The sequence below is a fragment of the Rhodoferax ferrireducens genome (genome assembly GCF_003347515.1).
Taxonomy (GTDB): domain Bacteria; phylum Pseudomonadota; class Gammaproteobacteria; order Burkholderiales; family Burkholderiaceae_C; genus Rhodoferax.
This window is the reverse complement of the sequence record NZ_QEII01000259.1, coordinates 54,833-64,859: the sequence shown is the minus strand read 5'-3', so window position 1 is coordinate 64,859 and position 10,027 is coordinate 54,833. Positions and strand designations below refer to the sequence as shown.

Annotated in this window: 9 protein-coding genes and 1 riboswitch; of the genes, 5 read left to right on the top strand and 4 right to left on the bottom strand. The window is 61.8% G+C overall.

The features are described 5' to 3' along the window. The coding region (locus tag C5P05_RS09640; RefSeq protein ID WP_232834416.1) for a hypothetical protein at nucleotides 1-782 on the top strand (782 nt) is incomplete at its 5' end. A 5-nt stretch (nucleotides 783-787) separates the two neighbouring features. Here C5P05_RS09640 and C5P05_RS09635 read toward each other — a convergent pair. Next, complete coding sequence (locus C5P05_RS09635) at nucleotides 788-1,426, bottom strand: 3-oxoacid CoA-transferase subunit B (protein ID WP_114969624.1); 639 nt, start codon at nucleotides 1,424-1,426, stop codon at nucleotides 788-790. A gap of 2 nt (nucleotides 1,427-1,428) precedes the next feature. Then, nucleotides 1,429-2,136 (bottom strand): CoA transferase subunit A, encoded by a 708-nt coding sequence (locus C5P05_RS09630; protein ID WP_114969629.1) that lies wholly within the window; start codon nucleotides 2,134-2,136, stop codon nucleotides 1,429-1,431. Nucleotides 2,137-2,246: 110 nt separating this feature from the next. Here C5P05_RS09630 and C5P05_RS09625 point away from each other — a divergent pair, with 110 nt between their 5' ends. Continuing rightward, nucleotides 2,247-2,789 (top strand): LuxR C-terminal-related transcriptional regulator, encoded by a 543-nt coding sequence (locus C5P05_RS09625; protein ID WP_198674684.1) that lies wholly within the window; start codon nucleotides 2,247-2,249, stop codon nucleotides 2,787-2,789. A 27-nt stretch (nucleotides 2,790-2,816) separates the two neighbouring features. On the opposite strand, the gene C5P05_RS09620 is transcribed toward C5P05_RS09625, so the two are convergent. Both C5P05_RS09620 and C5P05_RS09615 read right to left on the bottom strand, forming a co-directional pair. Next, the gene (locus tag C5P05_RS09620) at nucleotides 2,817-3,392 is read right to left on the bottom strand and encodes a TMEM165/GDT1 family protein (RefSeq protein WP_114969622.1); all 576 of its coding nucleotides are present in this window, start codon (nucleotides 3,390-3,392) and stop codon (nucleotides 2,817-2,819) included. Nucleotides 3,393-3,396: 4 nt separating this feature from the next. Next, nucleotides 3,397-3,568: riboswitch (yybP-ykoY riboswitch) on the bottom strand. 43 nt (nucleotides 3,569-3,611) lie between these two features. Then, nucleotides 3,612-4,823, bottom strand: a complete 1,212-nt coding sequence (locus C5P05_RS09615; protein ID WP_114969621.1) for an MFS transporter — start codon at nucleotides 4,821-4,823, stop codon at nucleotides 3,612-3,614. Between the two features lie 164 nt (nucleotides 4,824-4,987). Between C5P05_RS09615 and C5P05_RS09610 the strand changes: the two genes are divergently transcribed. Genes C5P05_RS09610 through C5P05_RS09600 form a run of 3 tightly spaced genes read left to right on the top strand, consistent with a single transcriptional unit; the run spans nucleotide 4,988 to nucleotide 10,027 of the window. Then, a complete protein-coding gene (locus C5P05_RS09610) occupies nucleotides 4,988-6,049 on the top strand; it encodes a response regulator (protein WP_114969620.1) in 1,062 nt (353 codons plus the stop codon). After that, nucleotides 6,042-6,863, top strand: coding sequence for a response regulator (locus C5P05_RS09605; RefSeq protein ID WP_114969619.1), 822 nt, complete (start codon nucleotides 6,042-6,044; stop codon nucleotides 6,861-6,863). The genes C5P05_RS09610 and C5P05_RS09605 overlap by 8 nt, the downstream gene beginning before the upstream one ends. Next, complete coding sequence (locus tag C5P05_RS09600) at nucleotides 6,860-10,027, top strand: response regulator (RefSeq protein WP_114969618.1); 3,168 nt, start codon at nucleotides 6,860-6,862, stop codon at nucleotides 10,025-10,027. The genes C5P05_RS09605 and C5P05_RS09600 overlap by 4 nt, the downstream gene beginning before the upstream one ends.

Sequence of the window (10,027 nt, the reverse complement as noted above, 5' to 3'; positions counted from 1 at the left end):
GGGTTCGATTCCCATCACCCGCTCCAGTCAAAGCCATGGCACACACAGAATCCGACGAATCGGCCTTCGATGCGCCTTTCGTGTTTACCGCTGACGGTAGCAAATCCCTGTACTTCACTCTTGACCAGCTGCAAAGCCGCATGTGCAGCGCGCGGCCCACCCATCTGGATGTGGATTACACGCGCACGATGATGGGGTTCCTGATGTTTGACAGCCACCCTGTCAACATGGCCATGATTGGATTGGGTGGCGGCTCTCTGCTGAAGTTTTGTTACCGCCACCTGCCCGATGCCCGCTTCACCGTGGTGGAAATCAACCCCCGTGTCATTGCACTGCGTCAGGAATTTGAAGTACCCGACGACGACAAGCGCATCAACATCGTGTGCGCTGATGGCGCCGAGTACATCCAGAACACGTTCGATCGCTTTGATGTATTGCTGGTAGACGGCTTTGACAGCCAGGGTCAGGCCAGCAGCCTTTGTTCCCAGCGCTTTTACGATGACTGCTACGAAGTGCTCTCGTCACAGGGCATCATGGTTGCCAACCTGCATCACGACCACCCAGATCACGCGGTATTCACGGGACGCATGCGGCTGGCATTTGGAGGCAATATTCTCGAAGTTGCTTCGGAAGAAAAAAGCAACAGCATTCTCTTTGCGTGCAAGGGTCAACAGATTGCAGTAAACGAACTTCGGCAAAACGACCCTCTGGCGAACTTTGCCCAAGAGGTGCGCGATCAGCTCCAGCGGGAGTTTTCGCGTATCTCCTGGGTCATGACATAGGCCGCTTACTGCAGTTGCACGCCTGTTTTGGCCTGCAACTCTTCGCGCGTCACACCGGGTGCCATCTCCACCACTTTCAGGCCATGCGGCGTCACATCCAGCACGGCCAAGTCGGTGATGATGCGGTCCACCACGCCCACGCCTGTCAATGGCAGCGTGCAACTGGGCAGTATCTTCAAGTCAACTGTGCCATCTTTCTTCTTGGCAACGTGTTCCATCAACACCACCACGCTCTTGACGCCACCCACCAGGTCCATTGCCCCGCCCATGCCCTTGACCATCTTGCCGGGAATCATCCAGTTGGCCAGATCGCCTTTTTCACTCACCTGCATGGCGCCCAGAATGCTCAGGTTGATCTTGCCGCCACGAATCATGGCAAAGCTGTCGTGGCTGCCAAAAATGGAAGACCCGGGAATGGTCGTCACGGTCTGTTTGCCAGCGTTGATCAGGTCGGCATCGACCTGATCTTCGGTGGGAAACGGGCCAATGCCCAGCATGCCGTTTTCACTTTGCAGCCAGACCTCAATGTCCGGATTGACGAAGTTCGCCACCATGGTGGGCAAGCCAATGCCCAGGTTGACGTAATAACCGTCTTTCAATTCTTCAGCCGCTTTGGCCGCCATTTGGTCGTGTGTCCAGGCCATGATCAGACTCCTGCTTTCTCAGTGATGGTTCTTTTCTCAATCCGCTTCTCGGGCGTCGCATTGAGCACAATCCGGTGCACATAAATACCGGCCAGATGTACTGAATCCGGATCGAAGGTGCCGGTTTCCACGATCTCTTCGACCTCGACCACCGTGATCTTGCCGGCCATCGCCACTGCCGGGTTGAAATTGCGCGCGGTACGCCGGAACAGCAGATTGCCGCTCTTGTCCGCCTTCCAGGCCTTGACCAGTGACACCTCGGGGACCAACGCGTGCTCCAGTATGTAGGTGTGGCCGTCAAATTCGCGGGTTTCCTTGCCCTCGGCCACCAGCGTGCCCACGCCGGTTCGAACGTAGAACGCAGGGATGCCAGCACCGCCGGCTCGCAGTTTTTCAGCCAGCGTGCCTTGCGGTGTGAACTCAAGCTGCAACTCACCGGCGAGGTATTGCCGCTCGAACTCCTTGTTTTCTCCCACATAGCTGGAGATCATTTTTTTGATCTGGCGCGTTTCCAACAGCTTGCCCAGGCCAAAGCCGTCAACACCGGCGTTGTTGGAGATGACGGTGAGATCTTTGACGCCGCTGTCGCGCAGCGCATCAATCAGGGCCTCGGGAATGCCGCACAGGCCGAAGCCGCCAACGGCCATCAGTTGGCCGTCTTTGACAATGCCTTCGAGCGCCTTGGCTGCGCTTGGGTAAATCTTGTTCACTTGATCCATCTCCTGTTAAGAAATATTTCACGTACGATACTACGTATAAAAATACGTAGTTTTTCTTAAGGTACAAACCCTAATGCCTTACTTTTACACAATAAATGAACATCGATATTGATTACCGTCTTGCATTCGAGCTGGCACCGGTCGGACTGGCCCTTTCCAGCAACCGGCAAATGCTGGACTGCAATCGCCACTTGTGTGAAATGTTTGGCGCCTCGCGTGAACTGCTGGTGGGCCAGTCGTTTCAGGTGCTATACCCCAGCGCCATCGAGTTCGAGCGCACCGGCTCGCGCATTGCGCCGATTCTGAACCGCAACGGCACTTACGCCGATGACCGCATCATGAAACGCGCCAGCGGTGAAACCTTCTGGTGCCACGTGACCGGGCGGGCCCTCAACCCCAACACGCCCCACGAGGCCGGCATCTGGACCTTTGAAGACCTGAGCTCGCGCCGCCCGGTCAAGGCCGAGCTGACCGCACGCGAACGCGAGGTCGCTGCTCACCTGATGGACGGGCTGACCTCCAAGGAAATCGGCAAGGCGCTCACGATCAGCCACCGCACGGTTGAGATTTACCGCGCCCGTCTGATGCGCAAATACAAGGCCTCCAACACCGGCGATCTGGTGCACAAGCTGATGGCGGGTTGAGCCAGTCAACGGTAGGGTCGTTTGTGCCTACTGAAACAGCTTTTCAACCTTGAGCAGCGTCAGCACCCCCATCACCGCGAAAATACCGGCTGCGATCGAGTGCACGAGCTTCATGGGAATTTTTTCGGCGAACTTGTTGCCGAGAAAAACAGCCGGCACATCTGCCACCAACATGCCCAATGTCGTGCCGGCAATGACCAGCAATGGAGCGCCATAGTGCGCAGCCAGCGCAACAGTTGCAATCTGGGTCTTGTCGCCCATCTCGGCGAGAAAAAATGTGATGAACGTTGCGCCGAAGACACCCAGGTGTTTCGCCACCTGAGTTTCCTCTTCCTCGATCTTGTCCGGGATCATGGTCCAGATCGCCATGCCGATGAATGACAGCCCCAGCGCCCAGCGCATGGACTCGGGGCTCACAACCGAGGTAATCCAGGCGCCCAAGGCGCCCGCCAGGCCGTGATTGACCAGCGTAGCGCACAGGATGCCGACAATGATCGGGAGAGGTTTTTTGAAGCGCGCCGCCAGGATGAAGGCGAGCAACTGGGTTTTATCGCCGATTTCCGCGAGAGCGACCACGCCGGTTGAAATGAAGAGTGCTTCCATGAAGGGGTTCCGAGGCCAGACAAGAACAATGACTGCGCATCTCCCCGGCCAATCCGAAGTTGCGCAGTCAAAGGTCTTGCCAAGTCAAAAACCGCTTGCACCATGATCGACCGATCAAGTATGTTGACGCAAGCCCTCTCGAAAGCGAGAGGCGGCTACTCCCCAGTGACCCGTCTAGTTTAGCAGCGTGTTCTGAACCGCCCACTCGCCGCAACCGAATCAAACCATGCGGTCACGCCGCGCCAGCGCCGGGAACAGGCGCAACCACATTGCTGCCACCAGCACGGTACCGACACCGCCGAGCACCACGGAGCCGACCGGACCCAACAGCGCCGCCGTGGCGCCGGATTCGAATTCGCCGAGCTGATTGGACGCGCCGATAAAGATGGAATTGACCGCCGAGACCCGGCCGCGCATCTCGTTGGGCGTCTCCAGTTGCACCAGGGTCTGGCGTGTGACCACGCTGATGTTGTCGGCGGCACCGGTGACCGCCAGTGCCAGCAGCGACAGTCCGAAATGGGTGGAAAGACCAAACACCACCGTGGCCAGGCCAAACACGCCAACGGCCGCCAATAAGCGGCCGCCGACCCGGCGCTGCAGCGGCCAGCGGATCAACACCAGCGACATCGCCAGCGCCCCGAACGCCGGCGCCGCGCGCAGCAGACCCAGGCCCTCGGGGCCGGTGTGCAGGATGTCGCGCGCATAAATCGGCAGCAGCGCGGTGGCGCCGCCCAGCAGCACCGCGAACAGATCCAGCGAGGTTGCGCCTAGCAATATCTTGGCGCGCCAGACAAAGGCCACGCCCGCCAGCACGGTGCCCCAGGTCGCGGCCAGCGTCGAGGGCTGGTGGCGATAGTGCACCGTCAGCGTGAGCGCGCAGGACAGCAATAGCAACCCCGCGCAGCTGACGTAGACGGTTGTGGCGCCCGCCGCGTAGAGCACGCCGCCCAGCGCCGGTCCGCACACAATGGCGGCCTGCACGCCGCTGGAGCTCAGGGCAATGGCACGCAGCAGCAGTTCCGGCGGCACCAGCAAGGGCGTCAGCGCCTGCTGGGCCGGCATCTGGAAGGCGCGTGCCATGCCCAGCACAACCGATACCGCCAAAATCAGCTCGCGCGAGGCAAAGCCACCGTGGGTCGCGCTCACCAGCAGCAGGGCCACAGCCGCCTGCGCCAACATGCAGGCGGCGAAGATGCGCCCCCGGTGCAGCCGGTCGGCCACATGGCCGGCGGGCAGGGTCATCAGCAGCGCGGGCACGAACTGGAACAGGCCGACCAGGCCAAGATCCCAGGCACGGGAAGTGATGTCGTACATATGCCAGGCCACCGCCACCATGAGCATCTGGTTGGCCGTGATACCGACCAGGCGGGCCAGCCAGAAACGGATGAATTGACGTTGTGCGAACAGTTTTGAGAGACTTTTTTCCGGCATGGGTCGAGCTTAGCAGCGCACAGACCCCGCCTTGAGTCGCCCGGCTCAATCAGCCACCGCGCCGTTTGAATCCAGTTGGCACGCTTGATGCGTCAAATTCTCGACGGCCCGCCAGTGTGTCATCATCTAACTCAAGTCCAAAAATGACCCAGGGGAAATACCAGATGAACTCGAATATACGAGCCAGAATTCTCATCGTCGACGATGAGGAACGTAACGTCAAGTTGCTGGAGGCGCTGCTGCATGCCGAAGGCTATACAACACTATCCGCCGGCAGTGGCCGCGATGCATTGGCCCTGGCGGCTGTAGAAAAACCCGACCTGATCCTGCTCGACATCATGATGCCGGACATGGACGGTTTCGAGACCGTGGCGCAGCTGAAAGCCGATCCGCACACGCAGCAGGTACCGGTCATCATGATCACCGCGCTGAACGACCGAAAATCCAAGCTGCGCGCGCTGGAAGCAGGCGCCGAAGAATTCCTTTCCAAGCCAATTGATCGATCAGACTTGCGCGTGCGCGTGCGCAACCTGCTGCGGATCAAGGAATACAGCGACTTTCTCGCCGATCACAATCACTCTCTCGATGAACAGGTCAGAGAACGCACTGCGCAACTCGAAGAGGCCTATCGCGACACCCTGTTCACCTTGGTGCGCGCCGCCGAGCACAAGGACGAGGAAACTGGCCAGCATGTCCGGCGCATCAGCCATTATTGCCGGGTGCTGGCCGAAGCCATGAAGCTCCCGATCGATTTCCAGGACGAGATATTCCTCGCCAGCCCGATGCACGACATCGGCAAGATCGGCATTCCCGACCATGTGCTGCTCAAGCCGGGCGGCTTCACACCCGAGGAATGGAGCATCATGAAGACCCACAGCGCACTGGGTGCCAGCATCCTGGCCAGTGGCACCTCGCCCTACACCCGCATGGGCGCCGAGATCGCGCTCAATCACCACGAGCGCTGGGACGGCAGCGGCTACCCGAACGGCATCCAGGGCGAGGCCATTCCGCTCGCGGCACGGATCATGCAGATTTGCGACGTCTACGATGCGCTGCGTAGTCAGCGGCCCTACAAGCCGCCCATCGACCACGCGCGAGTGATCGAGATCATCACCCAAGGTGACGGCCGTACCCGGCCCGAACATTTCGACCCGGCGGTGCTGGCGTGTTTCGTCGGGCAGGCAGATCATTTCGCCGCCATCTACGACCAGCACGTAGATGAGTGATACGCCTCGCGCCCATGTCCTGCTCGTTGATGACGACGAATCGCTTCGGAATGCCATCGTCCGCGTGCTGCGCCCGACGCGCCGGCCGCTACTCACCGCGTCCACCGCCCGAGAGGCGGGCGGGCTGCTAAAGCGGCACGAAGTCGGCGTCATTGTCGGCGAGCCGCGTGACAGCGGACTCGCCGACTTTTTCATTGAGGCGCGCGAACGCCATCCGAGCGTCGTGCGTGTGATCCTCACCGGCTACCCGGACATGAGCAGCGTACTCAAGGCGGTCAACGAAGCCCATCCTTTCAAACTGCTGACCAAGCCCTGGCTCAACGGCGAACTGCTGGCGACGGTGAAACTCGCCTTCGAACAGTACGCGCTTAACCGCAAGCGCGACCGGCTGATCGACGAATACAGCAGCATCCGCACCCACGCCGAGCGCGGCCACGCCGTTCACGTACTCGCCGCGCTGGCGCACTCGGCGCATTCGGACATGAACGCCGAGGCAATCCACGATCTGCCGGTCGGTACCCTGTTGTTGCGAGATGGCGCCATGGTGCTTGTCAACCCTGCAGCGCAGCGCTTTCTGGCCGCGCTCGGGCTGTCGGCGCTGGCGGGCGTCGCCGTGGCCGACCTGCCGGCGGCACTTGCCGCACTGGTCGCGGACGCGTTCATCGCGCCGCGCAGGCAGCGCATGAAGCACCGACTTCCTGACCACGGACGGCTCGACTACGTCGTGCTGGAGATCGCCGCCGGCACGCTGATCGCGTTCGCGCCAGCGCCGCTGGTGAAACAGGCGGTCGTTGTCCAAGGGAGCGTTTCATGAAAAAACTCACCATCGAATCCCGGCTCATCGGCGGCTTTGCCATCGCGCTGGTACTGCTACTTCTGGCGGGCGGGCAGATGTACCGTTCGCTCCAGGAGTACAAAAACACCTCGGACTGGGTGGTACACACCTACCAGGTACGGGGCGATCTCGAGGCGGTGGCCTCAGGCATGCGCGAACAGGAGAGCGGGCAGCGGGCCTACATCATCACCGGCAAAGAGTTTTTTCTTGCCGAGCGCGAACGGGAGGCGGGCCGGATCCGCTCGGCGCTGACCCGGATCGGGCAGCTCACTGTCGATAACCCGCGCCAGCAGTTGCGCAGCGCCGCGCTGTCACAACTGGCAGACGCGCGCTTTCAACTACTGGACAAGTCCCTTGCGGAGTATCGCGCCGAGGGCTTCGAGAAGGCGCGCGAACGCATGCAGACCGGTGTCTCACATGCCAGCATGGAAGCGCTTGTCAAACAGATCGATGCCATGGATGAAGAGGAGCGCACCCTGCTTAAGCAACGCAGCGATCAGGTCGAACGCAATGCCAATCAGGCGCTGGCGGTCGGCGCGCTGTTGGTGGTGATCGCCATGGTGGGATTCTTCCTGCTGTGGCGGCGGACGCGGCGCGAGGTGCGGGTACGGCAGGCGGCCGAGTCTGCCGTGCTTGAGAGCGAACAGTTGCTCAAACAGATTCTCGAACTGCTGCCGGTGGGAGTGTTCGTCGCCAATGCCGCCGGGCATCTGACCCAGGTCAACCCCGCCGGTCGGGCCATCTGGGCTGGCGAACGCAGCACCGGCCTCGAACATCATGGCGAACAACAGGGGTGGTGGCCTGATACCGGCAAGCCTCTGGCCGTCGACGAGTGGGCCATGGCGCGCACGCTGAAGGCCGGTGAAACCATCCGCGACGAGCTGGTCGACATCCGCTGCTTTGACGGCAGCCGCAAGACCATCACGAACAGCTCCATGCCGATCCGCGATGTCGCGGGTCGCATCGTCGGCGGCGTCGTCGCCCATGTGGACGTGACCGCGTTCAAGCGCACTGAGCGGCAGTTGCGCGCAGCGGCTCGCTTCGACGAAACGCAAGGGCAGGCACTGGCCCTGTTCGCCGCCAGCTTCGACCGCCGCCGGATTCTCGATGGCCTGTTGGCGCTGCTGGCGCAGCAGCAGGCGTTCCCGGTTTCTGCGCTGTACGGTTTCGACGAATGGAGCGGGCGTTTTCGCCGCGAGGCGGCTCATGGTCTGGACGGCGCCGCACCGCGCGAATTCGCGCTCGGCGAGGGCCTGCTCGGCCAGGCGGCGCAGTCAGGGAAAACAATCGTGCTCGATGCCGCCAGCCTGACACTGCAAACCGGGCTGGCCGATTTCACGCCGACGCAGGTGCTGATGATTCCCGTCAGTTATCAGGACCGGCGTCTCGCGGTGCTGGTGCTGGCCGCAAGCAGCGCACTCGACGACGGTGACCGGGTGTTTCTCGACCGGCTGGCGGCGCAGCTCGGTGTCGCCCTGCACAACCTGCGCCAATACAGCGATCTTAAGCAGTTGGCGGAGCAGTTGCGGGCCAGCAGCGATGTCATTGCCGCCAAGAACCTGCAACTTGAGGAGGCGAGCCGGATGAAGTCCGAGTTCCTCTCCAACATGTCGCATGAGCTGAGAACCCCGCTGAACGCCATCATCGGTTTCTCCGAAGTTCTCAGGGACGGTCTGATGGGTGAGCTGTCGCCACAGCAGAAGGAATACGTCAACGATATTTTCACCAGCGGTGGCCACCTGCTGTCGCTGATCAATGACATCCTGGATCTCTCGAAAGTGGAAGCCGGCAGGATGACCCTGGAGCTCGAACCGCTACCTGCGGCGACGCTGGTGCAGGCCGGCCTGCAAGTGGTGCGCGAGAAGGCCATGGCGAACCGCCAGCGCCTGACCGTGGAGGTCGCCAGCGATCTGGGCGAGGTCTGGCTCGACGCGCGCAAGGTCAAACAGATTCTCTACAACCTGCTCTCGAACGCCGTCAAGTTCACACCGGAGGGCGGCGAAGTGCATGTCACGGCCAGGCGCGTCGCGCGCGAGGCGGTGCCGGGCGGCAGCTTTGCAAACTACCTCGAACTGGCCGTACGCGACACCGGCATCGGCATCTCCGCCGAGGATCAGGCGCAGCTGTTCCGGCCCTTCACGCAAATCGACAGCACTCTGGCACGCCGCCACGAAGGCACCGGGCTCGGTCTGGTCATGGTCAAGCGCCTGACCGAATTGCACGGCGGCACGGTGGCCCTGCACAGTACGCCAGGCCAAGGCTCGACGTTCACGGTGTGGCTGCCGTGGCGCTCGGCAGAGGATAAGGCGGAGGCCTCCGATGTGGTGCTGGCGCCCACGAGCATGCGCGAAGGCACGGCCCCGTCTGCTTCCTATGGCACGGTCGGCGCCGGACAACCCCTGGCCTTGGTCATTGAGGACGACGACAAGGCGGCGGAGCTTTTGCGCCTGCAACTGGTGGGTGCCGGATTTCGCATCGTTCGCGCCATCACGGCCGAGTCTGCGCTGGAGCTGGCAACGCAGGAGTGCCCTGACCTGATCACCTTGGACATCATGCTGCCCGGCATGGATGGCTGGGAATTCCTGGAGCGTTTCAAGCAACACCCCCAGTTCGCCGCGGTGCCGGTGGTGATCATTTCCATTGTTGCCGACCGCAATCGCGGCTCATCCCTGGGTGCCGCCCAGGTGCTGCAAAAGCCGGTCGGCCGCGAGGAACTGGCGCGCGCCCTGGCGGCGGTCGGTTTCCCCGCCAGCGCCGACGGGGAGCACCGCACCGTGCTGGTGGTGGACGATGACCCGAAGGCCGTGCAGCTGATCAGCACCTATCTCGATCCGGGCGGCTACCGGGTGCTCCCCGCCTTTGGCGGACAAGAGGGCATCGACGTGGCGCGGCGCCAACCGGTGGACCTGATCGTGCTCGACTTGATGATGCCGGAGGTCAACGGCTTCGACGTCGTGGAGGCCTTGAAGCGGGACGCCGCAACGGCAAGCATACCCATCATCGTCGTCACGGCAAAGCAGATCACCGCCGAGGACCGCACCCGGCTCAACGGCGCCGTGCTCAAGGTGATCGAGAAGTCGGACTTCAACCATGGTCGTTTCATCGGCGAGGTCAGGCGGGCCATGACCGGCAAGGGTCAGTGA